The 26,570-nt window shown below is 68.1% G+C and carries 26 protein-coding genes; 13 read left to right on the top strand and 13 right to left on the bottom strand.

Annotated features, from left to right (window positions below; translation table 11 throughout):
- Positions 1-9: 9 nt before the first annotated feature.
- The 3 genes from VMT65_RS23265 to VMT65_RS23255 all read right to left on the bottom strand — a co-directional run bounded on the left by VMT65_RS23265 (position 10) and on the right by VMT65_RS23255 (position 3,890).
- Complete coding sequence (locus tag VMT65_RS23265; protein ID WP_326310491.1) at positions 10-1,557, bottom strand: sugar ABC transporter ATP-binding protein; 1,548 nt, start codon at positions 1,555-1,557, stop codon at positions 10-12.
- Complete coding sequence (locus tag VMT65_RS23260; protein WP_326310490.1) at positions 1,544-2,632, bottom strand: substrate-binding domain-containing protein; 1,089 nt, start codon at positions 2,630-2,632, stop codon at positions 1,544-1,546. Before VMT65_RS23260 ends, VMT65_RS23265 begins: the two co-directional genes overlap by 14 nt.
- A 121-nt stretch (positions 2,633-2,753) precedes the next feature.
- On the bottom strand, positions 2,754-3,890 hold the full coding sequence (locus tag VMT65_RS23255) for an FAD-dependent oxidoreductase (RefSeq protein WP_326310489.1): 1,137 nt from the start codon (positions 3,888-3,890) through the stop codon (positions 2,754-2,756).
- A 141-nt stretch (positions 3,891-4,031) separates the two neighbouring features.
- Between VMT65_RS23255 and VMT65_RS23250 the strand changes: the two genes are divergently transcribed.
- Positions 4,032-4,646 (top strand): TetR/AcrR family transcriptional regulator, encoded by a 615-nt coding sequence (locus VMT65_RS23250; RefSeq protein WP_326310488.1) that lies wholly within the window; start codon positions 4,032-4,034, stop codon positions 4,644-4,646.
- Positions 4,647-4,653: 7 nt separating this feature from the next.
- On the opposite strand, the gene VMT65_RS23245 is transcribed toward VMT65_RS23250, so the two are convergent.
- Positions 4,654-5,628 (bottom strand): helix-turn-helix transcriptional regulator, encoded by a 975-nt coding sequence (locus VMT65_RS23245; protein ID WP_326310487.1) that lies wholly within the window; start codon positions 5,626-5,628, stop codon positions 4,654-4,656.
- Positions 5,629-5,736: 108 nt separating this feature from the next.
- On the opposite strand from VMT65_RS23245, the gene VMT65_RS23240 reads away from it, so the two are divergent.
- Positions 5,737-6,615 carry an alpha/beta fold hydrolase gene (locus VMT65_RS23240; protein ID WP_326310486.1) on the top strand — a complete coding sequence of 293 codons (879 nt, stop codon included), beginning with the start codon at positions 5,737-5,739 and terminating at the stop codon, positions 6,613-6,615.
- A gap of 198 nt (positions 6,616-6,813) precedes the next feature.
- Here VMT65_RS23240 and VMT65_RS23235 read toward each other — a convergent pair whose 3' ends face one another.
- The 7 genes from VMT65_RS23235 to VMT65_RS23205 all read right to left on the bottom strand — a co-directional run bounded on the left by VMT65_RS23235 (position 6,814) and on the right by VMT65_RS23205 (position 13,661).
- The gene (locus VMT65_RS23235; protein WP_326310485.1) at positions 6,814-7,776 is read right to left on the bottom strand and encodes an NAD(P)-dependent alcohol dehydrogenase; all 963 of its coding nucleotides are present in this window, start codon (positions 7,774-7,776) and stop codon (positions 6,814-6,816) included.
- On the bottom strand, positions 7,773-7,982 hold the full coding sequence (locus VMT65_RS23230; RefSeq protein WP_442790295.1) for a helix-turn-helix transcriptional regulator: 210 nt from the start codon (positions 7,980-7,982) through the stop codon (positions 7,773-7,775). Before VMT65_RS23230 ends, VMT65_RS23235 begins: the two co-directional genes overlap by 4 nt.
- Positions 7,983-7,993: 11 nt before the next feature.
- Positions 7,994-8,419, bottom strand: a complete 426-nt coding sequence (locus VMT65_RS23225) for a hypothetical protein (RefSeq protein ID WP_326310483.1) — start codon at positions 8,417-8,419, stop codon at positions 7,994-7,996.
- Between the two features lie 74 nt (positions 8,420-8,493).
- The gene (locus VMT65_RS23220) at positions 8,494-9,762 is read right to left on the bottom strand and encodes a cytochrome P450 (RefSeq protein ID WP_326310482.1); all 1,269 of its coding nucleotides are present in this window, start codon (positions 9,760-9,762) and stop codon (positions 8,494-8,496) included.
- A 16-nt stretch (positions 9,763-9,778) separates the two neighbouring features.
- A complete protein-coding gene (locus tag VMT65_RS23215) occupies positions 9,779-11,215 on the bottom strand; it encodes an NAD(P)/FAD-dependent oxidoreductase (RefSeq protein WP_326310481.1) in 1,437 nt (478 codons plus the stop codon).
- Positions 11,212-12,429, bottom strand: coding sequence for a cytochrome P450 (locus tag VMT65_RS23210; protein WP_326310480.1), 1,218 nt, complete (start codon positions 12,427-12,429; stop codon positions 11,212-11,214). Before VMT65_RS23210 ends, VMT65_RS23215 begins: the two co-directional genes overlap by 4 nt.
- Entirely contained in the window at positions 12,426-13,661 is a 1,236-nt protein-coding gene (locus VMT65_RS23205) for a cytochrome P450 (protein ID WP_326310479.1), read from the bottom strand. The genes VMT65_RS23210 and VMT65_RS23205 overlap by 4 nt, the downstream gene beginning before the upstream one ends.
- Positions 13,662-13,868: 207 nt before the next feature.
- Here VMT65_RS23205 and VMT65_RS23200 point away from each other — a divergent pair, with 207 nt between their 5' ends.
- Genes VMT65_RS23200 through VMT65_RS23175 form a run of 6 tightly spaced genes read left to right on the top strand, consistent with a single transcriptional unit; the run spans position 13,869 to position 18,912 of the window.
- A complete protein-coding gene (locus VMT65_RS23200; RefSeq protein WP_326310478.1) occupies positions 13,869-15,626 on the top strand; it encodes an AMP-binding protein in 1,758 nt (585 codons plus the stop codon).
- A complete protein-coding gene (locus tag VMT65_RS23195; protein WP_326310477.1) occupies positions 15,613-16,401 on the top strand; it encodes a ferritin-like domain-containing protein in 789 nt (262 codons plus the stop codon). Before VMT65_RS23200 ends, VMT65_RS23195 begins: the two co-directional genes overlap by 14 nt.
- A 10-nt stretch (positions 16,402-16,411) precedes the next feature.
- The gene (locus tag VMT65_RS23190; RefSeq protein ID WP_326310476.1) at positions 16,412-16,975 is read left to right on the top strand and encodes a PaaI family thioesterase; all 564 of its coding nucleotides are present in this window, start codon (positions 16,412-16,414) and stop codon (positions 16,973-16,975) included.
- Positions 16,972-17,223 (top strand): acyl carrier protein, encoded by a 252-nt coding sequence (locus tag VMT65_RS23185; protein ID WP_326310475.1) that lies wholly within the window; start codon positions 16,972-16,974, stop codon positions 17,221-17,223. Before VMT65_RS23190 ends, VMT65_RS23185 begins: the two co-directional genes overlap by 4 nt.
- Positions 17,220-18,053, top strand: coding sequence for an SAM-dependent methyltransferase (locus VMT65_RS23180; RefSeq protein ID WP_326310473.1), 834 nt, complete (start codon positions 17,220-17,222; stop codon positions 18,051-18,053). The genes VMT65_RS23185 and VMT65_RS23180 overlap by 4 nt, the downstream gene beginning before the upstream one ends.
- Positions 18,054-18,069: 16 nt before the next feature.
- Positions 18,070-18,912, top strand: coding sequence for an acyl-ACP desaturase (locus tag VMT65_RS23175; protein ID WP_326310472.1), 843 nt, complete (start codon positions 18,070-18,072; stop codon positions 18,910-18,912).
- Positions 18,913-18,988: 76 nt separating this feature from the next.
- On the opposite strand, the gene VMT65_RS23170 is transcribed toward VMT65_RS23175, so the two are convergent.
- On the bottom strand, positions 18,989-19,468 hold the full coding sequence (locus VMT65_RS23170; protein WP_326310471.1) for a PaaI family thioesterase: 480 nt from the start codon (positions 19,466-19,468) through the stop codon (positions 18,989-18,991).
- A gap of 165 nt (positions 19,469-19,633) precedes the next feature.
- On the opposite strand from VMT65_RS23170, the gene VMT65_RS23165 reads away from it, so the two are divergent.
- Positions 19,634-20,854: a cytochrome P450 family protein gene (locus VMT65_RS23165; RefSeq protein WP_326310469.1), complete on the top strand. Its 1,221-nt coding sequence runs from the start codon at positions 19,634-19,636 to the stop codon at positions 20,852-20,854.
- A gap of 7 nt (positions 20,855-20,861) precedes the next feature.
- Here VMT65_RS23165 and VMT65_RS23160 read toward each other — a convergent pair whose 3' ends face one another.
- A complete protein-coding gene (locus VMT65_RS23160; protein WP_326310468.1) occupies positions 20,862-23,432 on the bottom strand; it encodes a cytochrome P450 in 2,571 nt (856 codons plus the stop codon).
- A 119-nt stretch (positions 23,433-23,551) separates the two neighbouring features.
- On the opposite strand from VMT65_RS23160, the gene VMT65_RS23155 reads away from it, so the two are divergent.
- The 4 genes from VMT65_RS23155 to VMT65_RS23140 all read left to right on the top strand — a co-directional run bounded on the left by VMT65_RS23155 (position 23,552) and on the right by VMT65_RS23140 (position 26,567).
- Positions 23,552-24,832: a glycosyltransferase gene (locus VMT65_RS23155; protein WP_326310467.1), complete on the top strand. Its 1,281-nt coding sequence runs from the start codon at positions 23,552-23,554 to the stop codon at positions 24,830-24,832.
- A complete protein-coding gene (locus VMT65_RS23150; protein ID WP_326310466.1) occupies positions 24,829-25,608 on the top strand; it encodes an ABC transporter permease in 780 nt (259 codons plus the stop codon). The genes VMT65_RS23155 and VMT65_RS23150 overlap by 4 nt, the downstream gene beginning before the upstream one ends.
- A 51-nt stretch (positions 25,609-25,659) precedes the next feature.
- Positions 25,660-26,139, top strand: coding sequence for a hypothetical protein (locus tag VMT65_RS23145; protein ID WP_326310465.1), 480 nt, complete (start codon positions 25,660-25,662; stop codon positions 26,137-26,139).
- A 260-nt stretch (positions 26,140-26,399) separates the two neighbouring features.
- Positions 26,400-26,567, top strand: a complete 168-nt coding sequence (locus VMT65_RS23140) for a hypothetical protein (RefSeq protein WP_326310464.1) — start codon at positions 26,400-26,402, stop codon at positions 26,565-26,567.
- Positions 26,568-26,570: the final 3 nt, after the last annotated feature.

Below are 26,570 nucleotides of genomic sequence, written 5' to 3'. Positions count from 1 at the left end.
GACATGACGTCACACCGCCGCCAGGGCCTGCACGATGCGGTCGGGCTCGGGATCGTAGGTGTCGAGCCGGATTTCGCCGTCGACCAGCACGATCACCCGATCCGCGACCTCGAGCACCTCGTCGACATCGGCGGACAACAGCAGCACCGCACCGCCTTCGGCGCTCGACGCGCGAGCCCGCCGCCCGATATCCCGGCGCGCGCCCAGATCGACGCCCCGGAAGGGTTCGTCGAGCACCAGTACCCGGGGCGTGCGCGCCAGCCAGCGCCCGACCACCACTTTCTGTTGATTGCCACCGGAGAGTTCCTCGATGCGACTGTCCTCGTCCCGTGCGACGACCCCGAGTTCGTCGATCACTCGACGCCCCGCGGCGGCCTCCCGGCCGTGCCCCAGCCACCCCCAGCGACTCGACACCGTGCGCAGGAACGGCAGGGTGAGGTTCTCCGCGATCGACCAGCCCGGAATCAACGCGTCCGCGTGCCGGTCCTCGGGCACCAAATGCACTCCGCTCCGAATCGCCTCGGCCGGATGGCGGGGCCGAAACGGCTTGCCGTCCAACAGCATCGAGCCGCCGTCGAACCGGTCCGCACCGAACACTCCACGCGCCAGTTCGGTCTTGCCCGCGCCGAGCAGCCCGACCACACCGGTCACCTCACCGGCCCGCAGGTCCAGATCCAGTGGCCGCCGCCCGGCCCGCAGCGGCACTCCGCGCAACGACAACACCGGTTCACCGCCGCGCGGCCCCGCGTCCTCGGGTCGCCGCGTGGCCGCCGAGTGCGCGGTGGCCAGCATGGCCGCCAGCGCTGCGTCCCAGTCGAAGGGCCGTTGCTGAACATCCCTGATACGGCCCTCACGCAGGACGACCAGATCATCGGCGAGCGAATCGATTTCGCCCAGCCGGTGCGACACGTAGAGGATGGCGATCCCGGCATCGCGCAGCCGCTCGACGATGGCGAACAGTCGCCGGGCCTCGGCCGCCGACAGCGCCGAGGTGGGTTCGTCGAGGATCAGCAGTCGGGGCCGTGTGGCCAGGGCCCGGGCGAGAATCAGCAGTTGCTGATCGGAGATGCCGAGCTCACCGATATCGCGCCGCAGCAGGCGGTCGTCCCAGTCCAGTTCGAGCACCGCCTGAATCTCCCTGGCCCGGGCCAGGATTCGCGAGCCTTTCAGCAGCACGCCGCCCCGTCTGGCCGCGAACTCCTCGAAGACGAGGTTCTCCGCCACCGACAGTCCGGGCACGATGGTCTCGGCAATGTGCTGATGCACCGTACGAATACCCAGATCCCGGGCCGCGGCAGGCGAATGCAGGTGCGCGACAACACCGTCGATACGGATCCGGCCCCGGTGCCCCGGGTGTACACCCGAGAGCACCTTGATCAGTGTCGATTTCCCGGCCCCGTTCGCACCCAGCAGCGCGACCACGCGACCCGCCGCGAGCTGCAGCGAGACCCCGTCGAGCACACTGCGCCCGCCGAAGGACATCCCGACCCCGTCCAGCTCGACGACGGGCGTGGACGCACCGACCTCAGCGGTTCCCCCGGAGTCAGTGAGCGACAACGGGAATCCAGTCCGCCGCACTGACCTGCCCCAGCGCCAATGCGGGCAGGGCCGCGCGCAACTGATCGAGATTCTGAATCTGTTTGGACACCAGCAGATCCCGGGTCACCGCCACGGCGGGAAACTGCACGCTCTGCTTTCCCAACTGTCCGGCCAGCTGCAGGGCGGCCGTCCGGACCACCGCCGCGCCGACGGCCGACGGATCGGTCCCGGCCGTGGCCACCCATGGGCTGTCCGCCGCGGTGATGGCCTGGATATCGGCATTCGAGATGTCCGCCCCGACCACCTTCACACTGCCGCCGAGCCGCTTGTTCTGCACCGCCAACGTCGCGCCCTTGGCCAGTTCGTCGTAGGGCGCGAAGATCCCCTTCACCTCGCCGTGCTGGGTCAGCGCGGCGCTGACCATCGGCACGGTGTCGGTGGCGGTGGAGTCGGTCACCTTCCCCACCTTGAATGCCTGGGTCCAGCCGTTGTCGCCGAGTGCCTTCTGCCACACCGCATCCCGACGATCCAGCGGCGCGTATCCCGCGACGTTCACATAGCCGACCGGCGCGTTCTTCCCGATGGCCGTCGCCAGCGCGCCGATGGCGGCATTGGCGATATCGGCGTCGTTCTGGCTGGTCGTCACGACTTTCGCATTGGTGGTGTCCACGTCGTAGGTCACCACCGTGATGCCCTTGTCGACGGCCTGATCGATCAGCGGTTCCAGCGTCGCCGGAAACCCGTGGTCCACGATGATGGCCCGCACACCGGAGTTGATCGCGGTGGACAGATCGGTCGCCTGCTTGGCATTGTCGGCCTGCGCGTCGTATACCGACAGATCGATGCCGAGCGCCTTGGCCTGCGCCTTCGCGCCGGTGCCCCACTGTTCGAAGTAGTCGCCCGCCCCGCTCTGGCGCACCAGCGCCACCGGCACCGCGCCGTGGTCGAACGGTGCGGGCCGGGGCCCGGTCGCCTGCGTAACCGTGGACGTCGCTTGCGGTCCCGTCGCGCCGCCGCCGGATTGGGAGCAGGCCGTCGCCAGCAGGACGAGGGCGAGCGCGGGCACGGTGAGGACCGAGGTCAAGCGTGACACGGTGGATTCTCCAGGGTCGGACGGAAAGACAAGACCGGGAACCTACCGATCGGAAGCTTTCCGCACACCGCATTGACTCACCGTGATCGCAACCCGGTCCCGGGACGGCGGCGGGTGGTGGTCAGTCGACGAACATCTGGGCGGCCATGCGCCGGGAGTTGTCGATGGCCGCTCGGCCGCGCGGGAGCATGACGGTCTGATAATCGGCGACGGCTGCGGTGAGGGACTTCTCTCCCCTTGTGGCGGACAGGATTTCCCGCGCGAGGCTCGCGGCGTCGGCCAATGCCGTGTTCGCCCCGGCACCGGCGGTGGGCGGCATGGTGTGGATCGCGTCGCCGAGCAGGGTGACCGGGCCGGGTCCCCAGTTGTCGACCGGCGCGCTGATTCGGAAGGTGATCGGGAAGAAGCTGTCGATGTCGGAGTGCGCGTAGATGTCGCGAATCGCGGGGTGCCAGTCCGAGACCACGTCGGTCGAGAGTTTCCACAGCTCCTGCGCCGACATGCCGAACAGCTCATCGTCGGTCACCCCGAGGCGGGACGGTGTCGCGCAGAGGGTGACCATCAGATAGTCGGGTCGTCCGTCCTCGGGTGTGCGGAAGACGACGGGACCGAATCCGGCTCCGCACGTACTGCCCTCGGTCACCCAGCACAGGCCGCGATTGAATTCGTCGGGATCCAGACGGCCCGTGAGGGTCATCCGGCCGTAGATGCAGCGCAGACCGAAGTCCTCGACCACCGCGTTCGGCAGCAGTCGACGCCGGATGACCGATCCGACGCCGTCCGCGCCGACCAGCAGGTCGCCTTCATCGCCGCCACCCTCGGCGAATTCGATCCGGACTCGGCCGGATTCGGTGATCCGATAGTCCGATACGGTCCGTCCGAATCGCACGACCTCGTCCAACCCGGTGAGCAGCCCGCGCCGGAACGCATTGCGGTCCACAGCCGTGATCATCTTCTCGGGGATGCCCGGGAATTCGAGCGCGGACACCAGCTCGAGTCCGCTCGTGAACGTGGTGACCAGGTCCCCATTGATGCTGCTGGAGCGACGCAACACATCGAAGACCTGCGGATCGAGGCACTCCCCCAGTGCGGCATTGCCGTCCGGATCGATGTGGATGCGATAGCCCTGATTGCGCGTCTGCGGCGTCGGGTCCTGCTCATAGACGACGACATCGACCCCCGCGGTGTGCAGCGCTTGCGCGAGCGTCAGACCGCCGACTCCGCCGCCGACGATGAGAACCCTTGTGCTGTCCTTCATTTCGATACTCCTCGATGTTTCCAATCACGTCGTCGCAGCTGCGCTACCCAGCGTGCGCCGCCCACACCGAGCTTGTCAATCGCTCTCTTGAATTAATCAATCATTCATTTGATAAAGCCACATGGATGTATGATCGCCTTCATGCCCGCGACGAACCCCCGCCGATCGCCCAAGCCGCAGGAGCGGCAGCGCGATCCCGAGCGCACCCGCGCCCAGATCCTGGACGCGGCGGTGCAAGAGTTCGGGGCACACGGCTACGCCGGTGCCCGGATCAGCGCGATCGCGGCCCGAGCCGGGGTGAACGTGCAGCTGATCTCGTACTACTTCGATGGCAAAGAGGGCCTCTACCAGGCCATCTCACAGCAGTGGCAGCAGCGCCGGGGCGAGCTGGCACCCGCGGAGACGGCCTTGCCCGAGCAGCTGCGCCGCTATGCGCTGGAGGCGCTGCACAACCCGGCGGGCGTGCGGCTGCTGGCCTGGGCCGGTCTCGAATACGCAGGGGCCGGGACGCCGTCGCATTCGGGCCAGTTCGCCGACACCATCGAGGAACTGCGCTCGCTGCAGCAGGCCGGTCGCCTTCCGGCCGATCTCGACCCGGCCGTTCTGACGGTCATGTTGATGGCCATGGCCATGGCACCCACCACGCTGCCGCACATTGTGGAGTCGACCTGCGGCGAGGATCCGCGCTCACCGGAGTTTCTCGAGCGGTTCGCCGACCAGGTGGCGATCCTGGCGCGCCATCTCGGACTCGGCTGACCGGCGCTCACGCACGGTAGAGCCGAGCCATGGCCGCTGCCTCGGCCGCGACGCGCTGGCGAAGTTCCTCGGGGGCAAGGACTTCCGCGCCCGCGCCGAGCCGCAGGAGATCCGGAACGGCCCGCTCGAGGGATTCGATGGGCAGGCGGACTTCGCGGTAGCCGTTCGCATCTGGTTCACCGGCGGCGGCGCGGGCAGCCACTGCGGTGGCGGGGTCGAGAGGTTCGGTCAGGCCGTCGTAGGTCGCGGCGTCGAGGCGCACTACCGCCGAATCGCGGTGGCGGCGTTGGTCGAAGGATTCGAGGTAGTCGGTCCAGTAGGCGGCCAGGTCGAAGTCGGGTGGGCGGTGGACCGGGGTGTCGAGTACCTGGAGTTCCATGATTCGCGAGATGCGGTAGGTGCGGATGCCGGTGTCGGTGTGACCTACCAGGTACCAGTTGCCGGATTTCAGGACCAGTCCGAGTGGTTCGGCGCTGCGAGTCACCAGATGCGGTGTGGCCCAGCGGATGTAGTTGAAGCGAATGGCCTGTTCGTTCCACACCGCGTTGGCGACGGCCGTCAGAAACGGAGTGGGCTCGGTTTCGGAGTACCAGCCCGGCGCGTCGAGATGGAAACGTTCGGCGACCCGGCCCGCCCGGTCGCGCAGTTCCGGCGGTAGTGCGGACATGACCTTGAGGTTGGCGGCGGTCACGATGGCCCCGAGCCCCAGATCCGAGGCGGCGCTGGGCAGTCCCGCGAGGAACAGGGATTCGGCCTCGTCGGCGGTCAGCAGATTGAGCTTGGCTCGAAATCCATCCAGCAGGCGGTAGCCCCCGTCGTGGCCCGCATCGCCGTAGACCGGAATTCCGGCCGCCGACAGCGACTCCATATCCCGATACACAGTCCGAACCGACACCTCCAGCTGTTCCGCGATCTCCTGCGCCGTGACGCGCTCGCGCGTCTGCAGAAGCAGCAGGATCGACATGAGACGGCTGGCGCGCATGCCAGAAATTCTCCCCGAATCCACTGACACTAGATGTCAGTGAAGCGCCCATACCTTGTTCCTCGTTCCGAACGCATCGGATTCGAGACCGAATGAGGAGATGGCGCAATGCCTTTCGTTGAAACCCGCACCGGCACCTCGCTGTTCTACCGGGACTGGGGCACCGGGCGGCCGGTGGTGTTCTGTTCGGCCTGGGGCATGGACAGCAATGAGCCGCGCGGTGTGATGGCAGATCTGGTGGCGCACGGCTTCCGTGCGATCTCCATCGATCGCCGCGGCCACGGCCGCTCGGACGATCCGGGTCTGGGCTACGACTTCGACACCCTCGCCGATGATCTGGCCGATGTGCTCGATCACGCGAATGTGCACGACGCCCTGCTGGTCGGGCACTCCATGGGCGGCGGCGAGATCGTGCGCTATCTGACCCGCTATGGCAGCGAAAGAGTCGAGCGCATCGCGCTGATCGCCGCCACCCTGCCGTTCCTCCTGCAGACGCCCGACAATCCCGACGGTGTCCCGGGTGAGGTGGCCGAGGCACTGCGCGCCTCGTGGCGGCACGGTCTGGCCGCCTGGCTGCTCGACAACGGCGACCCGTATATCGGTGTGGGCCTGCCGGGTTGCGATGTCGCGACGGTGGCCCGCGACGCCGTCCTCGCCTCCATCTACAACACCTCGCGGCAGGCCGCCATCGAGTGCAATCGCGCGGTGGTGGAGACCGACTTCCGCGCGGAGCTGCCCGCAATCACCCTCCCGACCCTGATCATCCACGGCGACAGCGACGCCTCAATCTCGCTGGAGATGGGTGGCCGCCGCCAGGCCGAGCTGCTCCCGAACAGCGAACTGATCGTCTACGAGAACGGCCCGCACGGCCTCTACCTGACCCACGGCGCGCGTCTCACCGCGGACCTGCTGGCCTTCCTCGGGGATGCGCCTTTGCGCCATGCCGTTTCGCTCTCGGACCCGGTCGGATACGCTCCGCAACGTTAGCCACCCCGAACATGAGGAATTATCGATGGGTTCTACCGTCATTGAAGTCGTCAACGTCATCCTGACCCATGTCAACGCGACCTGGTCCTGGCTCACCTCGGGCTCCTCCGGCCCGATCCCCTGGTAAGTCCCGACGCACGACGATTTCGCGAATCCCTTCGCCGCACTCGCGGCGGAGGGATTCAGGCGTTTCGGGGGTCAGCCGACAACGATGACCGACTTGCCGCGGGCGCCACCCGAACCCAGATTCGCGATGGCCACCGCCGCCTCCGGCAGGGTGTAGGTGCGGGTGATGCGCGGGGTCAGCGCACCGGCGGTGGCGAGTTCGGCCAGGGTGCGCAGGGTTTCGGGTTTGGGCAGCGAGAGCAGCGAGCGCAGGCGTTGCCGAGTGAACGGTGAGAGCAGCTGGGCGCGCACCGAACGGCCGAGCCCACCGAAGAATCGACCACCGCCCTCCCCGCCGCCGAGCACCAGCGTGCCGGAGTCGGCGAGCAGGGAGCGCAACAGCGGCAGGGGCCGGTTCCCGGCCATGTCGAAGATGAGATCGTAACGGCCGGTGAGCTTCTCGGCGGTGTAGTCGATGATGTGATCCGCGCCGAGATCCCGGACGAACTCGGCGGAGTCACCCGAGCACACGCCGGTCACCTCCGCGCCGTAATGCTTGGCCAGTTGCACCGCGAGGTGACCGACTCCCCCGGCCGCGCCGATGATCAACACGTGTTGTCCGGCTTCGATGTGCCCGGAGTCGCGCAAACCATTGAGCGCCGTCATGCCCGAGATCGGCAGCGCCGCAGCTTGTTCGAAGCTCAACTTCTCGGGCTTGTGCGCCAGCTTCAGCGCGGGCGCGCACGCGAATTCGGCGAACGAGCCGGACACCGTGCCGAAAACCTCGTCACCGGGCCGGAATTCACTCACCCGCGGCCCGACCTCCTCGACAATCCCGGACACGTCCCACCCGCGCACCCGCTCCCGCGGCCGCCGTAGCCCGAGGGCCAGGCGCGCGACCAGCGGTTCGCCGGTCATGAAATGCCAGACGCTGGGATCCACCCCCGCGGCGCGGACCCGGATCAGCACCCCGTCCTGCCCCACCTCGGGGCGGGGAATGTCGGTGTAGGACAGCACATCCGTGCCGCCGTAGACCTCTTGCGCGATAGCCTTCATGGCTCATCTTCTTCCGGATACTCGAAGACCTCGTCCAGCGGTGCACGGAACACCCGGGCGATCTGGAACGCCATCTCCAAGGATGGCGAGTATTTGCCCTGTTCGATGGCGATGACGGTCTGCCGGGTCACCCCGAGCCGGTCGGCCAGCTCGGCCTGTGTCATCTCACCGTGCGAGAAGCGCAGCGCGCGAATGTTATTGCTCACCTTGGTCGGTTTCACCATGGCCACAGCCCCCGCCGGTAGGCGACGAGTTTGGCGGCGGCGCTGACCATCGCGCCGAGGGTGAAGCCGAGGTAGAGGGCGTTCGCGATCCAGAAGCGATCCGCGTCCGCGAGGGTGAGCAGCAGCCCGCCGCCCGCGCCGAGCGCGGTGAACGCGCCGCCGATCTGCGCGCCGCGCAGGTCGATCTCCCTGTCCCGCTGATCTTTTCGGTCTCCCTCACGGGAGGTGATGGCAACCAGGATGCTGCCGAGGATGGAGACCAGGATCGAGCCGCCGACCGTCCACAGCAGTGGCGCGGCGAAGGATACCGAGGTGAGGGCCTGGCCGTGGGCTCGAACGAGCACCACGACCAGGTAAATCACATACGAGACGGCGGCCGCGACACCCAGGATCCAGGTTCGCTTCTCCTCGAAGGGCATGCGCCCAATGTAAAGCAAACCCGACACGATGTACAGAATCTTTTACATCGCCTGGGGGTACACGGCCGACGGTCTCAGGCAGGTTTGAATCCCACCCGCAGGGATTCGAGGCCGCGGATCACCACGTTGGGCTTGAACGGCGGGTTTTCCGAAAGCAGTTCCATGGCAGAGACTTTGCGCAGCAGGACGTCGAGCAGCACCTCCATCTCGAGCAGCGCCAGGGGCGCGCCGAGGCAGTAGTGGATGCCGAGGCTGAAGCCGAGGTGTTTCTTGGCCGGGTTCATGGGATCGGAGTAGCGGGCCACGTCGGTGCGGTCAGGGTCGGGGAAGACGCGCTCGTCGTGGTTGGCGGAGTTGATGAGCACGACGACGCCGTCGCCGGTCTGGAAGTCGTGCCCGGCCACGGTGATCGGTCGGGTGGCGGCGCGGGTGGTGATCTGAACGGAGGGTTCCAGCCGCAGCAGTTCGTCGGGAGCCGAGGCGGTCAGCTCGGGCCGGTCGCGCAGGGCCTGCACCTGATCGGGGGCGCGCAGCAGGCGCAGCATGCCGGTGCCGACGAGGTTGGCGGTGGTCTCGTGCCCGGCCACGAAGGTGGTGATGCAGGTGGCCAGCAGTTCCTGTTCGGTGAGCACGTCGCCGCGGTCCTCGACCAGCGAGAGCGCGCTCAGCAGATCGTCTTTCGGATCGGTGCGCCGCTGGTTGAGCAGTTCCCGGAAGTAGCCCATGAAGCCGCGTGAGGCCGCGCTGCGCGCCGTCAGGCACTCCGGCGGCAGCGTGTAGTCGTGGTCGAATCCGCGCGCGAGATCCTGCGACCACTGATGCACCTGCTCGTAGGCCTCCTCGGGCACCCCGATGAGTTCGCAGGCGATGATCAGCGGCAGCGGATACGCGATGGTCTCGACCAGATCGAATTCGCCCGCTTCGAGCGCCTGATCCACGAGCTGTTCGGCGAGTTCCTCGATGCGCGGCCGCAATCGGGTCACCATGCGCGGGGTGAAGCCCTTGGTGACCAGGTTGCGCAGCCGCGTGTGGTCCGGCGGCTCCATCCACAGGAAGGAGGTGGGCAGTTCCTCGGGCGCTTCCTCGGGAGCGACGGTCGGATGCATCATGCCCGCCTCCTCCGCATGACTCCACGCGGTGGTGGACAGCACCGCGGCGCAATCCTCGTAGCGGGTCAACACGTGATGCCCGAGCGGGGTCAGATGGATCGGCCCGGCATCACGCAGGACCTTGGCGGGGGCGTAGGGATCGGAGCGGCCGTCGGGCCCGAACAGCTGGGCCAGGGCGGCCAGCACGGCCGGATCCTGGTGCTCGGCCGCGGTATTCACCTCTGGGGCGACCATGGTGGTCCTCCTGTTTTCAGTGGTGGGCTGACAGGGTGATCGCGGCCCCATTGCCGCGCAACATGATTCGGCCCGCCATCGCCGGACTGGTCAGCGCGGCGGGCGGATCGACGAGATGGGCGACCCGCATGAAGGTGCGTGCCACCAGCGCGTCGCGGTGGGCGGCGCGATGCGCCTGCGCCACATAGGCGTTGGTGAGTGTGGTGCGCAGGTCCCGCCGGCCCACGACGGCGCGATGCCGCAGGTCGGAGGCGGCGGCGAGCTGCCAGGCGGTGGCGGTCGCCGCGCTCGCGGCCGCGTAGAACCGAGCGGGCAACTCCGCGAAAGGCAGGCCGGTCCGTAGACATTCGCGCAGGGCGGCCGCCTGCAGTGCCGCCACGGTCATGCCCTGGGCGTAGAGGGGGTTGAACGCGCACTGGGCGTCGCCGAGCACCACCAGACCGGCGGGCACGGCGGGCTGCCGGTCGAAGCGGCGGCGCACCGATGACCGGAACCGGTAGGGCACCGCGTCGCCGAGGGGGTCGGCGGCGGTGATGATCTCGTGGATGTCGGACGCGGGCAGGGTCGCGGCATAGGCCTGAAATCCGGCGGGATCGGTGGGCGGATGGTCGCCCATCATCCCCGCGAGCGTGACCAGCCAGCGGTCGCTCTCGACATGCACCGCGCCGCCGCCGTGGCCGTCCGCACCGGTCGAGATGATCACCGAGGCGTGCCCGTCCAGCAGCCCGTCGCGATGCCGGTACAGCCGCGAGGCATACCCGAGATCCACCTCCAGCCGCTCCTCCTCGGGCGTCTCCGCACCGATCGTCCGCAACCACTCGCAAATTCGCGACCCGCGCCCGCTCGCGTCGACGACCAGATCACAGCCGACGACCTCGATATCGGCCGGGTCGGCCACCTCGGCGCGCCTGTTCGGCCGCGCGCCCTCGTCGACCGCGAGGTCGTCCCCGGCAGCTCCGAGATCGATGTCCGGATACCGCCCGCGACGCGCCGACATTCGCACGCCGGTGATTCGCTCGGCGTCCCCGATCAGCCCGCGCACAGTGATTCCCTCGCGCAACACCACATTCGGCAGTTCGAGGGTGCGGCGGCGCAGCACGGATTCGAGCAGGGGCCGCGTGGCGATGACCGAGGTGAGTCCGGTCGGCGTGGCCCGCAGCCGCGAACCGCCGATATACCAGCGGGTTCCAACGAGCACCTCGGTGGTGCGCGCACCCGCGGCAACCAAATCGTCGGTATACCCGGGGTACAACTCCTCGATGATGGCGCGACCACGGTCGAGCAGCCCGTGCAGATGCCGCCCCTGCCCCACGCCACGGCGCACCTCGCCCGCGTCACCGGTGTCACGTTCGAGAATCGTGACCCGCGTACAGAATTCAGCAAGCACCCGCGCCGCGAGCAGGCCCGCGATGCCCGCGCCGATGACGAGGGCGTGGCGGTCCGCCGGGCTCATACCTTCACCGGCAAGGACAGCACGCCGCGGTGGATCAGGCTGGGACGATATTCGATGGTATCGGTGTCCAGGCGCAGGGCGGGCGCACGGTCGAGCAGGGCGCGCACCGCCGCTGCGGCTTCGATTCGGGCCAGGGGTGCGCCGACGCAATAGTGGATGCCGAGGCTGAAGCCGAGGTGTTTGCGGGCGGGGCGGGGGCCGGCGTAGCGGGTGATGTCGAAGTGGTCGGCGTTGGGGAAGACTCGGTCGTCGCGGCTGGCGGAGGCGGTGAGGACGACTACGCCGTCGCCGCGCTTGAATTCGTGGTCGCCGATGACGGTGTCGTTGAGGGCGACGCGGATGGTGAACTGGGTGGGGGCGTCGTAGCGGAGCATTTCGTCGAGGGCGGGTTCGACGAGTTCGGGTCGTGCGCGGAGGGTTTCGAGCTGGTCGGGATGGCGCAGCAGGGCGAGCAGGCCGTTGCCGATGAGGTTGATGGAGGTTTCCATGCCCGCCACCAACAGCAGTAGCGACATGCCGATGACCTCGGCCTCGGTCAGCGATTCGCCGTCCGCGCCGACGGTCAGCTGGCTGAGTAGGTCGGTCCCGGGCTCGCGTTTGCGTCGCGCGACGAGTTCACCGAAGTACCCCATGCACGCCAGTGCCGCCTCGGTCCGCGCGGACACCGCCGCCTCGTCGAGCAGGGAGTCCGGGTCGCTGCCGCGGGCAATGGCCAACTGCCACTCCCGGAATCGCGCCCCGTCGGCGGGGTCCGCGCCGAGCAGCCGCACCGGAATCATGGCGACGGCCAGCGGCACCGCCAGATCCTCGAGGACGTCGAACCCGCCGCGCGCGAGGGCGGTGTCGACCAGTTCGTCCACCACCCGTCCGGCGACGGGTGCGAGGTCGGCGACCATGCGCGGGGTGAAGGCCTTGGCCACCAGCTTGCGGTAGCGGCCGTGCTCGGGCGGGTCCATGCGCACGAACGAGCCCGGGATGGCGGCGGTGGTGTCGCGGAAGGGGCTGATTCCGGCCGCATAGCCGTGACCCCAGTCCGAGCCGGTGAGCACGGCCGCGCATTCCTCGTAGCGGGTCACGAGAGTGACCGGCACGCCGTCGAGTTCGTAGGGAAACAGCGCCGCGGCGTCGCGCACCCGCCGATAGGCCGGATAGGGGTCGGCGCGGTGGTCGTCGTCGAAGGCGTCGAAGGTGATCTCGGGTACGGCGGTGCTCATCGGCCCTCCACTCGGACACGCAATTCGGACATGCCGCGCACGACCACATTGGGCCGGTACGGCGGTTCGGCCAGCAGGTTCAGGTCGGTGACGCGAGTTCCGAAGGCGTGCAATATCGTTCGCATTTCCAGGCGGGCCAGGGGCGCGCCCAGGCAGTAGTGCAGCCCCAGCCCGAAGGACAGATGCCGTTCGGCGCGATGCCCGGGCAGGTAGCGGGTCAGGTCGAAGCGGTCGGCGTCGGGGAAGGCCGCCGGGTCGCGGTTGGCGGAGCCCAGCAGCACGATCACAGCCTCCCCGGGCGCGAAAGTTCGTTCGCCGACGGTGATTTCGGCGCGGGCGGTACGGGTGGTGAGGTGCACGGGCGCGTCGTAGCGCAGGACCTCGTCCACGGCCGGTCCGGCCAGGTCGGGATCGGTACGCAGCCGCTGGAATTCACCCGGCTCGCGAATGAGGGCCAGGACTCCGTTGCCGATCAGGTTGACCGAGGTCTCGTGTCCGGCGACGACCAGGATGAGCAGCGTGCCGATGAGCTCGGTGTGGGTCAGCCGCACACCGGCTTCCTCGGCTTGCACCAAGGCCGTGATCACGTCGGCCTGCGGGTTCTTGCGCCGCTGTTCGACGAGATCGCCGAAGAACTCGGTGAATTCGTGCACGGCGGCCGTCCGCGCGGCCAGTTCTTCCGGACTGAGCAGCACGTCCGGGTCGAGTCCGCGGGCAATTCCAGCCGACATGGCCCGCACCTGCGCGTGCGCTTCGGCGGGCACGCCCAGCATTTCGCAGATGAGGGTGAGCGGCACCGGATAGGCCAGAGCCTCCAGCAGATCCACCTCGCGCTCGGCCAGGATCGCGGTCAGCAGCTCGTCGACCAGCTGTTCGGCGCGAGTCTGCAGCGCGGTCACCGTCCGCGAGGTGAATGCCTTGCCGACCAGTCCGCGCAGCCGGGTGTGGTCCGGCGGCTCCATCCACAGGAACGAGCCGGGCAGCTCCACGTCGCTGTCGCCGTGCAGCAGGTCCGGTTCCTCGGCGTGGCTCCAGCGCGGATCGATCAGAATGGCCTGCGCCTCGGCGTGGCGGGTCACCAGGTGGGTGTCGTGCGGTCCGGGCACGAATGGCCCGGCGGTGCGCAGGATCTCGTAGCTGTCGTAGGGGTTGTGCCGGAACTGCGGCGCGATGCTCTCGATGACCGCCTGCTGCACCCGGGTAATTTCCGCGACCGCGGGATCGGAACTCACCGGCGACTCCTGAATTGTGCGGACCGATTTCGGCATTCATCCTCACGGGCCGCCGACCTGCGCCGTCCGGCCATTGCCGACGTCTATCGTCCGATCGCCGTATCGCTTTATCGGGCACGATAATTGGGCGATCGACGCTGCTTATCACCGCCCACGATTAACAAGGCGTTCAGCGCGCGGACACAATTCGCTGTTGTCGTGATCGTCATGGATTCCACGAATTCGCAAGGCACACTGCCGGATCGGCTGGCCGATATCGCGGCCGCCCATCCGACGGTCGCCACGACCTTCTGGTCGACCGGGCAGCGCCTGGAATACGCCGAGTTGTACCGGCTTTCCCTGGTCGCAGCGGCGGAGCTGGTGCGGCGCGGTATCGGCCGTGGCGAGCCGGTCGGCATTCTGTGCCCGAACGCGCCGGAATTCCTGGTGAGCTTCTTCGCGGTGGCCGCGGCGGGCGGTGCCGCCACTCCCCTGCCCTTGCCCGCGAGTACGCGCCGGGCCGGTGGGTATCCGCAGCAGTTGGCGGCCATTACCGCGGCGGCGGGGATGCGGACAGTACTGGTGTCCTCGACCTTCGCGGAACTGGTGCCGCTGTTGCACGGCAGCGTGGATGTCGAATTCGTGGACACTGCACTACTTACCGAGCCAGGCACCTCACGACTTACCGAGGCAGCCACCGCACCACTTACCGAGGCAGCCACCGCACCACTTACCGAGGCAGCCACCGCACCACTTACGGAGGCCGCACCGGCCGTCGAGTTGCCGCACCCCGAGCCCGACGACCTCGCCGTCGTGCAGTTCACCTCGGGCAGCACGGCATTACCCAAGGGCGTGCGCCTGACCCATCGTCAGGTACTGGCCGGACTGGCCGCCATTCGCCGCGGCATCGCCCTCGACTTCGACGATCAGGGCGGTTTCTGGCTCCCGCTGTTCCACGATATGGGCCTGTTCGGCACGCTGTCGGCCATCCTGCGCGGCATTCCCTCGCACCTGTGGTCGCCGCTGTCGTTCGTGAAGGATCCCGCGCGTTGGCTGCGCGAATTCGCCGCCAGCGGGACCACCATCACCGCCATGCCGAGTTTCGGCTACGAGGCACTGCTGGCCGCGGTCGACCCCGAGCAGGTCGCGGAGTTCGATCTGCGGCACTGGCGCATCGCTTTCAATGGCGCGGAACCGATTTCGCAGGAGGTGGTCTCCCGGTTCCTGGAACGGTTCGCCCCCGCCGGGTTCGCGCCCACCAGCATGTTCGGGGTGTACGGAATGGCCGAGGCCACCCTGGCCGTCGCCTTCCCGCCGCTCGGCCGCGAGCCGGTGTTCGAATGGGTCGACCGGCCGCTGCTGGCGGATGCCGGTGTCGCCGAGCCGATTTCGCCCGAACTGTCGTGGGCGCGGGCGGTGGCCGGTGTCGGGGCGGCGGTGGATGGCCTGGAGCTGCGCGTGGTGTCCACCGACGGCGGCATCGACCTGCCCGACGGTCACGTCGGCGAGATCCTCATTCGCGGCGCGTCCGTGACCGAGGGCTACCTGACGGCCGACTCCGACTCGGTGGCCGATCGCTTCGTCGACGGCTGGCTGCGTACCGGCGACCTCGGATATCTGCGTACCGGTGAGCTTTTCGTGACCGGTCGCTGCAAGGACATGATCACCGTGCGCGGCGTCAATCACTACGCCCAGGACGTCGAGGCGGCGGTCGCCGATCTCGACGGCATCTACAAGGGCCGCTGCACCGCCGCCGCGGACCCCGACGGCGCGGACGTCATCGCCGTCATCGCCGAAACCGAATGCGAGGGTGCGGCCGCCGACGCGCTCACCCGCGCCATCAAGGACCGCATTGCCGCCGACCTCGGCTTGGCCGCGGTCGATGTCCACCTCGTTCCGCCACGCACCATTCCCCGCACCAGCAGCGGCAAGCTGCGCCGCCTGGCCGCCCGCGACCTCATTGGAGTATCCCGTGCACAGTTATGACGTCTTCCGCCACTACGAGCGCCTGCACTGGAAGCTGAGCGAACTCGACGTCGACTCGGTCGACAAGGACCTGGTCCGCCCCGAGTACGTCACCCTGGCCAAGAGCGCGGCCATGGGCGAATCCAATGTCATCGCCGCCGTGCACGGCTTCCTGGCCGAGTTCGTCGACGACTACGACTTCTCCACCTTCGCGGTGGTGTGGGGCTATCAGGAGGTCCAGCACCACTACGCCTTCCGCACCTGGCTGCGCGCCATCGGCGAGGACGTCCAGGACCGGGCGGTCGACGCCATGCGTGAGCCGTACGCGCCGGGCACCACGCCGTCGGCGACGCTCGCGACCAACATCATTTCCGAGCTGACGGTCAATCACGTGTATCGCGCGGTGTCGGCGTGGGTCGAGGAACCGGTGCTGAAACAGTTGCTGCTCAACGCGAGTCGCGACGAGGCCGGGCACGCCCGCGAGTTCATCCACTACGCGACGGGACGGCTGGAGCGGCGGCCCGAGGAGTTGCCGTCGGTGCTCGAGACGCTGTACGTGTACAGCTCCGAGGCCAAGATCAAGCATCCGGTGAGCACGTTCAAGGCCGGGATCGCCGAGCTGGGCGATCACGAGACCATCGACACCGGATTCGAGCTGTTCCTCGAAAAAGTCGCCGCCGATGGCGAATTGGAGGTGCTGCACGACAAGGTGCGCCGCACCTTCGGAGCCATGACCGGCCTGGATCTGTCCAGCAATGCCAAGGTCCGCCGCGCGCTGGCCGAGGCCATCGCCTAGGCCGCAAACCGTGTCCACGAAATCCGACCCCGTGTCAGCGCCCGCCGATCCGGCCGCCGTGCGCGTGCCGTGGTCGGTCATCCCCGACTACCACTGCTTCGGCTGCTCCCCGCACAATCCGTCCGGCCTGCGGCTGTCGTTCACCCCGCACGGTGACGGGTTGCGGGCCCGGTTCCGCCTCGACCGGTCCTTCGAGTCGTATCCGGGCATCGTGCACGGCGGACTCACCGGCGTCATCTGCGACGAGGTGATGGGCAATCTCATCGTGCTGGCCCGGCACGTGCCCGCCTTCACCGTCTCCCAGCGCACCCGCTTCCTCACCCCGCTGCTGATCGACCGCGAATACAGCTGCGTGGCAGAGCTTTCCGACTCCGGTCCGGACGGCCTCATTCGGGCGTCGGCCGAGATCCGCGATGCCGAGGACGCGGTGTGCGCCGCCTCGGCCGCCACCTATCAGCCCTTCGCCCTCGACGCGGTGCGCCATCAGCTATCCCTGCGCGACGACGAGGTCGCCCTGCTCGCCCAGGCCCTCACCCCGGCAACCGCCCTGTCCCCGAACGGAGTTCACCCATGAGCACGAACGACATTCTGCGCACCGTCACCGAGATCGCCGCCGCCGAGACCGGACTGCCGGAATCGACGCTGACCCCCGACGCCGATCTGCGCGGCATGGCCGGGGTGGATTCGGTGCGCGTGCTGCGCATGATCGCCCGCATCGAGCGCACCTACGACATCGAGCTCGAGGACGAGGACGTCTTCGGCACCGCGACCCTGGCCGAGGTCGCCGCGGTCGTGGACAAGGCGCTGCGGGAGGCGGCGTGAGCACCACCGCCGACACCAATCAGCACTACGATCTCGATCCGGAGATCTTCGGCCAATTCCTGGATCCGCTGCGCAAGTACAGTTCCGCGCTGTACGACACGGGCTGCGAGACTTTGGAACTCGCGCAACGCAACAAGCTGCGGTTCGTGGCCAAGCGGCTGGGGATCAATGGCGGTGAGCGACTGCTCGACATCGGCTGCGGGTGGGGGTCGCTGATCCTGTTCATGGCGCAGGAGTACGGGTGCGACACCCTCGGGATCAGTCCCGCGCCGCGGCAGCACGAGTACATCGCGGCACAGGCCGCCGAACGCGGCGTCTCACGCCAAGTACACACGCGGGTGGGGCATTTCGAGGAGATGGAGCTGCCCGCGGGCAGTCAGGACGCGGTGACCATGCTCGGGTCGATCGTGCACATGCCGGATCTGGATCTGGTGTTCCGGCGGGCACGTGCGGTGCTGCGCCGGGGCGGTTCGCTGTACGTCTCGGAGAGCTGCTTCCGTAATGCCGCCGCGCGCAAGGCCTTCGACGACCGCGCGGGCACCGAGTTCGTGCGCAACGACATCTTCGGCTGGGGTTCGCTGCGCCCGCTGTCGGAGCTGGTCACTGCCGCCGAGGACGCCGGGTTCTCCATCACCTCGGTCGACGATCTCACCGATCAGTATCGGCGCACCATCGAGGACTGGATCGCCAATGTCGACGCCGCCGCCGATGCCATCGACGCCCGCCAGCCGGGGATGGCCGCCAAGCTGCGGCACTACCTCGAGGTCGCCAATGCCGGATGGGGCTACACCACAAAGCATTACGCGCTCGGCTGCCGCAAGGCGCGCTGACGGTCGGGAGGCTGACATGACGATGGAACAGTCGCTGCTACCGGTGAACGAACTGGTGGCGGCGGTGGACGGATTTCTGGCCGCCTCACCCGCCGCCCGGGCCTGGGATGTGGAGACCGCCTTCGACTGGGCGGCCGCCGACGCAGGGCGGCTCACCGACGGGCAGCGGTCGGCGGTGCGGTTCGTGACCTTCATCGAGGATCATCTGCCCGGGTATTTCGATGTCTACCAACGGTTCTTCCCGGTCGACGACAGCGTCGAGCTGCCCGCGTTCATCCACAATCGCGAGCTCTACCACTTCACGGTGCGGTGGGCGCTCGAAGAGGACACGCACGCGCGAGCGTTGAATCACTATCAGGTGGCCTCCGGCATCGCCGAACGGGAGTCGCTGCGCACGGAATTGGCGATCGAGGGGCAGAAGCCGTTCGATCTGCCCTACGAGCATCCGGTGCAGTTCTTCACCTACGCGCTGGTGCAGGAGAAGGCGACCCAGATGTACTACCACCAGTTGCGGGACGTGTCGGGCGATCCCGTGCTGGCGGCGGTGCTGTCGCGGTTGGCGCGCGACGAGGCACGGCATTTCAGCTTCATGGCCGATGTGGTGAGCCGGTACCTGCGGGTGCAGGGCGATGACGTGGTGGAGCCGATCCGCGACGTGATCGCGAACTTCCGCATGCCCCTGGCCGATACGATGCGCGGCTACTGGCGGTGGGCGCTGCGCATCGCCGATGTCGCCGACTACGACCACACCGCCGCCTACGAGCATCTGCTGAAGGTCCTCGACCGCGCCGTCGACGCACGCACCGACCGCATGGGCGAACTGGCGGAATTCATCGGCCAGTGCCGCGCGCTGGCCTGAGCCACCAGCCGCCGAAGAGCCCGGTTCCGAAAGGAACCGGGCGCTTTCGTTGGACTCTCAGTCCTGCGGGGGACTGTCAGCCCTGCGGGCCCAGCACCAGAATCGTGGTGGAGCCGTGCGCGATCAGCTTGCCGTTCGCGTCGGTGATGCGCCCCTCCGCGGTGGCGGTGCGGCGGCCGACGTGCACGGCATTCGCCTCGCAGGTCAGGCGGCTGCCGTCGATCCCCACCGAGCGAATGAAGTTCACCTTCAATTCCAGGGTGGTGTAGGCGGTGTTGTCGCCCAGCTTGGTGAAGACCGCGCTGCCCATGGCGGTGTCCATGAGGGTGGCGATCACGCCGCCGTGCACGGTGAACATGGCATTGATGGTGGCCGGGTTCGGGTCCAGGTAGTAGCGGGTGTAGCCGTCGCCCGCCTGGTCGAGGCGAATGCCCAGCGAGGCACCGACTCCCAGCTTCTCGTCGAGGCCCCGCTGGAAGACCGTGGTCAGTTCCTCGACGCGGGACGCGACCGTCGCGTCGATCTGGGCCTCGCCGTTCACGTGTGTGCTGGTCATGGATTCGTCCTCCCTAGCCTGGCGGTGTCAGCCGAATTCGACCAGTCCCCGGTGAATTGCGGTTGGCCGCAGGCCATTCCATTCCCAGCTCCGATCGGGCGATCGAGAATGCCGTGTGATGAATCGTTCCTCGCCGCAAGCGATTACATCGGATAGTGTCGCGTTATGGCCGACATCGAAGCCCCGGACCGAATCGAGTCCATCGGGCCGGATTTCTTCGCCGATCCGCATTCCCATTACCGCCGCTGGCGCGAGCACGGCCCGGTGCGCCGGGTCCGCTACCCGGACGGGATCGTGCGCTGGGTCATCCTCGACTACGCCGCGGGCCGCGCCGCGCTCAACGATCCGCGGCTGTCCAAGAACTACCTGGCGACCAACAGCCTGCTCGCCGACAAACGCGGTCTGCCGCACCCGGATCCGCGGGATCTGGTGCTGTTCAACAATATGCTCAATATCGATCCGCCCGACCACACCCGGCTGCGCAAGCTGATCATGCGGGCCTTCACCCCGCGCCGGGTGGCCGAGTTGACGCCGCGGATCGAGGAGATCGCGGCCGCGCTGCTCGACGCCCTCGACGGCCGCGACGAGGCGGACCTGCTGCGCGACTTCGCCGAACCGCTGCCGATCACCGTGATCTGCGAACTGCTCGGCGTCCCGCTCGCCGACCGCGCGAACTTCCAGGCCTGGACCAAGGCGCTGGTCGCGGTGGCCGGGGTGGAGGAGGAACGGGAGTCCGCGACGCGGGCGATGGGGGACTACCTGACCCGGCTGGTGCGGGAGAAGGCCGAGCGCCCGACCGCGGATCTGCTCTCCGCCTTGGCCGTTCCCGCCGACGACGGCGACGCGCTCACCGAGACCGAACAGGTCGGCATGGCGTTCCTGCTGCTGGTCGCCGGGCACGACACCACCGTCAACCTGATCGCCAACGGCACCCTGGCCCTGCTCCGCAATCCCGACCAGTGGCGGGCCCTGCGCGCCGAGCCCGAGCTGATCCCCACGGCCGTCGAGGAGTTCCTGCGCTTCGACGGGCCGGTGAACATCAGCACCATCCGGTACACGTCCGAACCCGTCACCATTGCCGGGGTCGACATCCCGGCCGGAGAATTCGTCTTCATCGCACTCATCGCCGCCAACCGCGACGAGGACCGCTACCCGAATCCGGACACTCTCGATATCACCCGTGATACGTCGGGCCATATCGCCTTCGGCCACGGCATCCACTTCTGCGTCGGCGCGCCCCTGGCCCGCATCGAGGCCCGAGTGGCCTTCTCCGCCCTGCTCTCTCGCTTCCCGAACCTCCGCCTGGCTCCCCGCGACGCGGCCCTGACCTGGCACCCCAGCACCCTCATCCACTCGCTACAGGAGCTGCCGGTGCTGCTGGGCTGACGGTTGGTCAGCGTCGCCTCAGGGTGACCGGCAGGGCGTTCGGGGACAGGACGAAGTCGCGGTTGGACGCCCGGACCCGATGCTTCGGGTCGGGCGTCAGCCGCCAGCGGGACAGCAGGGCCGCCGAGGCGAGGGCGATCTCGAGCATGGCGAAGTGGTCGCCGAGGCAGCGGCGGCGGCCGACGCCGAAGGAGATCATGGCCTTCTTGGCGGTGTCGGCGGCGTTCTCGGCGTTCCAGCGGTCGGGGTCGAAGGTCTCGGGGTGGGCGAACCAGCGTGGATCGTGCTGAACCATGTAGGGGCTGAACATGATTGCCGAGCCTGCGGGGATGGTGACCTCGCCGATGGGGAGGTCGGCGCTGGCGTTGGCGGCGCTGATCCATGGGCCCCAGAAGCGGATGGTCTCGGACACCACCTGTTTCAGGTACGGCATGGACGCCAGGTGCTCGGGCCGCACATCATCGGTCCCCACCACGGAATCCAGTTCCGCGTAGAGCTTCTCGGCGATGTCGGGCCGCAGGCTCACCTCGTGCCACAGCCAGCCGGTCAGCGACGCCATCGATCCCACGCCGCCGGCCAACATGAGAATGGCCTCGTCGATGATGTGGTCGTCGGAGAGCCGCTCTCCGGTCTCGCCGTCGGTGTGCCGGATCAGCGCCGACACCACATCGTTGAAATCCTCATCGCGCCTGCGGTATTCGGCGACCACGGCCCCCACCGCGTCCCGCAGGTGCCGGGCCTTGCTCCGCCACCGGTAGTTGGCGATGACCCGCAGCTTCCGCAGCTGCGGGGGCAGCGCGGTGCGCACGATCACCTGACTCAGCAACCACGGCACGCTGTCTCGGATCTCACGCCGGGCGCTGTCGCCGAAATCGGCGGTGAACAGCGTCGCCGACACGGTATCGAGCACCAGTCCGTGTGCCTCGTCCATCAGGTCCACGCGTTGGCCCGTCGGCAGCCCCGCGGCCCAGCCGTTCGCGATATCGGCGGCAGCCTCGGCATATTCGGCGAGTCGACTCTGCCGCAGGGCGGGCGAGATCATCCGCCGCCGCAACCGGTGTTCCGGCCCCCGCAACACATTGACCGCTCCACCCGCGATATCGGCGATCGCCTCCCGCAAGTCCTCCCGCTCGAACTCCGCATCACTGAGGTTGACTTCACGCAAGAGATCGGGAGTCGTCAACACGTATCCGGTCTGCCGCCCGAAACGCACCCGCACTATCGGTCCCAGCGCGGGCAGCGATGTGACGAAGCCCGGTGCATCGGTGAGCGCCCGCAGGCTGTGCCCGAGCACGGGCACTCTGCCGGGTGCGGTCGGGATCTCGGCCAGCGTGCGCGGCATCGCGGTCGGGAAGGCCGTCGCGGTCGGGGAATCGTCCAGGAATCGCGCCTGCGCCTGCGTGTATACCTCCAGAACCTTGGCGATCTGACGGGATTGGCGAACGTCCTCGGTGTGTCCGGCGAGGTTGGCCCGCAGGGCGGACAGGATCGAGCGGTCGGCGGCCAGTTTGGCGAGGGTTTCCGCCAGGGCCCCGACCGAGGCGTCGGCGGCCAGCACGCCCGCGGGGATCGACTCGGCGAGGGCCGGGTCGCTATAAACGACCGGCAGGCCCATGGCCAGTGCTTCGAGCAGCACCATGCCCTGGGTGTCGAAGCCGTGGGAAGGGAAGAGGAGAGCGTCGGCGGTGGCCATGGCGTCCAGGCAGTCGGACTGGGATACCCGGCCGTGCAGGCGGATTCGGTCGCCCAGGCGGCGTTCGACGATCTTTCCCACGGCAGCGCCGTGGAGGTCGCCGTCGCCGTAGATGTCGAGTTCGCAGTTTTCGGTGCGGCGGACCGCTTCGATCGATTCGAGCAGGCGCTTTTCCGCCGAGAGTCGTCCGCACCAAATCAGCCGGAGCGGGCCGTCGTCGGGGCGCTTCATCTCGCCGCGGCCGTCGAGCAGGGCATCGTCTACGCCGTTGGAAACCACCGTGATCGGGCGGGTCACGCCGTGGGCGAGAAGCAGGTCCGCGAAATGCCGGGTGGGGGCGATCACCTGGTCCGCGGTTTGGGCTTGGCCGCTGACCGTCCACCAGGCGTGGCGGGCCGCGGCCGATTCCTCCTGGCGGTGGGGCATGTGGTGGGTGTGGGGCACGTAGCGGCCGTGGAGGAGTCGCAGCGCCAGGGCGGTCGCGTAGGGGGCCGGTGAGGTGAGTTCGATGAAGGCGTCATCGCGACTCTGCGCGGTGTGGACGAGCGGGATGCGGTGTCGGCGTGCGGCTTTCATGCCCGCGATGGCCACGCCGTAGGTGGACTGGGTGTGCACGATGTCGACCGGTCCGCGAGCGGCGAACTCGGCGTCGATGAGCTCGTCATTGCGGCGGGTGGGCGCCACCACCTCGAAGCCGTTGACCGCCGGAATCGAAAGCGGGTGCAGGGCAACGATATCCGGGTCCGGCGCGGCACCGTTGTCGGGTGCGACGAACAGGGTGACGCGGTGACCTGCCCGTTCGAGCCCACGGCGCAGCGCCGTGACGGCGGTCTGCACCCCGCCGAGCGAGGCCGGGTGGTAGTCCACGAACATCGCAATGTGCATCAGCGGAACCCTACTCACGCGCGCCCCGCTGTGAAATGCCCACATTTCCTCCGTCTGGACTTCGGCCGTGGCGGCCACCAGTGTCTATTGGTCCCACCATCTGTGTCGAAAGAGGCCGCATGCGCATCGCGATACCGCTCACCGGAACTCGCGGCGATGTCCACCCGATCGTGGGCCTCGGCGTCGAGTTGCGGCGACGCGGCCACGAGGTGCACGTGGGCGCGCCGCCGAATCTGGTCGACTTCGTCACCGCCGCAGGACTTCCCGCGCAGTCCTGCGGACCGGATGTACAGCAGCTGTACAGCTCCGAGGAGGGCCAGCGGGCTCTGGCGGCCGGGAATACGCTGCGGCTGATGCAGTTGGTGGGCAAGCAGATGGCCGAGTACGCCGAACGGATGAACCGCGAGGTCATCGAGGTGTGCTCGAAGGCGGAGCTGATCGTGGCGACCACGGTCACCGAGGATCGGGCATCGTCGATCGCGGAGGCCATGGGGGTGCCGCTGGTCAGCCTGCACTATTATCCGTGCCGGATGAACAGTGTGTATCCGTTTCCGGGATTGCTTCCGGCGCACTGGAATCCGCCGGGGCCGGTGAATCGGGCGACGTGGACGCTTGCGGAGAATCTGCGGCGGGTGGTGTTCATGCGCTACCTCAATCAGCTGCGCGGCACGCTCGGGCTGCCCAAGTCGTATGCGAGTCCGGCGGCGGCGTTGGCTCGCGCGCGGGTTCCCGAGATCCAAATCTATGATCCGGCACTGGTTCCCGGGCTCGGCGAGCAGTGGGGTGAGCGTCGACCCTTCACCGGTTTCCTCACCCTCGACCGCGACACCCGCGCGGCCGTCGGCGAACTGTCCGGCAGTCACGACGAGTTGCTGGCCTGGATCCAATCCGGCGACGCCCCTGTCTTCTTCGGGTTCGGCAGCATGCCGATCCAGGATGCGTCCAGCGTCTTCGCGATGGTCGAGGAGGTGTCCACCCGGCTCGGCATCCGCGCCCTCGTGCACGCGGGCTGGAGTGATCTGGACGTCTCCAATACCGTCACCGGCGACCGAATCAAGCTGGCGAGCACCAACTTCGCCTACGACGAGATCTTCCCGCACTGCGCCGCGGCCGTCCATCACGGCGGTATCGGCACCCTGTTCGAGAGCCTGCGGGCGGGTCTGCCGACGGTGGTGTGCTCGGTGTCCTTCGAACAGCCCATGTGGGGTGGTCAGGTCGAAAAGCTCGGTGTGGGTGCGCATCTGCCTTTCACCAGCCTTAGCGCCGAGCGTCTGCAAGCGAAACTCGCCCCACTGCTCACCGCCGAAAGCCGCACGCGCGTCCAGCGATTCGCCACCACCCTGCGCACGACCGGCACCGCCGAACGCGCCGCCGACCTGATCGAGGCCGCCGCCCGGTGACCTCCCCCACCCTGGCCGCGGCCCGCTACCTCATCCCCGACACCCTGGTGATGTTCCGCCGCTGCGCCCGCCGCACCGTGCGCAGCACCGACACCCTCGTCATCTCCCTGACCATGCCCATCCTGGTCATGCTCCTGTTCACCTACGTCTTCGGCGGCGCCATCGAGGTCGGCGGCCCCTACCTCAACTACGTGGTCCCCGGAATCATGCTGCTGTGCACCGGTTTCGGCGCCTCCATTACCGCCACCAGCGTCTGCACCGACATGACCAAGGGCAGCGTGGACCGCTTCCGCACCCTCCCCATGTACCGCCAGGCCCTCGCCGCGGGCCACGTCACCGAGGGCGTCACCCGCACCATGGCCGCCATAGCCATCGCGGTCACCGTAGCCGTAGCCCTCGGCTACCGCCCCACCTCCGGCCCCCTCGCCTGGCTCGCCGCAACAGCCCTCATCTGCCTGTTCGTCATAGCGATCACCGCCATAGCGGTAGCCCTGGGCATGGCCGCCTCCAACCCCGAAGCCGCAGGCGGCCTGACCTACGCCATCACCTTCATCCCCTACGTGAGCAGCGCCTTCGTCCCCACCTCGACCATGCCCACCTGGCTCCGAGGCATAGCCGACCACCAACCCGCCACCCCCGTGGTCGACACCATCCGCTCCCTCCTCGACAACACCGCCACCTCCCGCACCCTCCCCGCCATCGCCTGGTGCACCCTCCTGGCGGCAATCGGCTTCACCTGCGCCGCAATCTCTTTCCGCCGCCTCTCCCACCACTGACAACCGATATTCGGTTGTCAGCGAGGTCCACGAGGTCGAGAGTGACGAACAATGAGCAGAAGCTGGCGAACCGAACCCTACGAGATCCGGGCGGCCCGCAGAACCCGCGGCTCGGTGCCGATCCGAGTCACCGCCCCACGCCCAGGCCACATCCACCCGGCCACCCCGAGCGACATCCGAGCGCTACTGACCGAACTCGGCCCCCTAGGCACCTACCGCGTCCGCCGCATCGAATTGCGCCAACAGGAGTCCGCCCGCGGCGCAAGAGAACTCTACGGCCAAACCCGCTACCCCGGCCTGATCCGCTTGTACGAACAACCCCACTGGCGCACCAGCCCCCTAGAGGACATGCCTATGCGCGACTTCATGCTCCACGTCCTCCTCCACGAACTAGGCCACCACATCCACGACCACCGCTCCGGCAAACGCCCCGCCCCCACCCTCCGAACCACCGACGCCGAACACACCGCCGACCTCTTCGCCCGCCGCCACACCCCCGCCCTGGCCCGCTTACGACATCAGCTGATTTAGCCCGGACCGTGACTGAATTGTCGCCTTTAAGCGGGTTCTGACTGGTTACGCGTGGTTAGGATCAGCCGTTAGTGATCTTGTCAGTCGATTCCTGCCCATGAATTAGCCCCGTCCGTCAGTGCGGTCCGGCTATGGAGGATTGGTGGTCGCAGATGAGATGTACACGCTGGTGTGCGGTGATGATGCTCGCGATTGTTGCAGTCTTCGCGCCGACGGTCGCGTCGGCGTCGATCCCACCTGGTGTTCAGTGTGCCGGGACCATGTGTTGGAACGACACCGATGAGCCGCTGCAGGTCACCGGCTCGGTCGTGTGTCCCGGGGTGGGGCCCTTCACCGAGGTTCAGGCCACGGTCCCGCCACACGGATCGACGATGATGCCGGGCGCGGCCTGCCCGAACGGCGAACAACTCGTCGGCATCAACTACTGATCG

This window comes from Nocardia sp. CDC153 (assembly GCF_035818515.1).
GTDB lineage: Bacteria > Actinomycetota > Actinomycetes > Mycobacteriales > Mycobacteriaceae > Nocardia.
The sequence above is the reverse complement of the archived record's forward strand: the minus strand, read 5'-3'. Positions and strand labels throughout refer to the sequence as shown.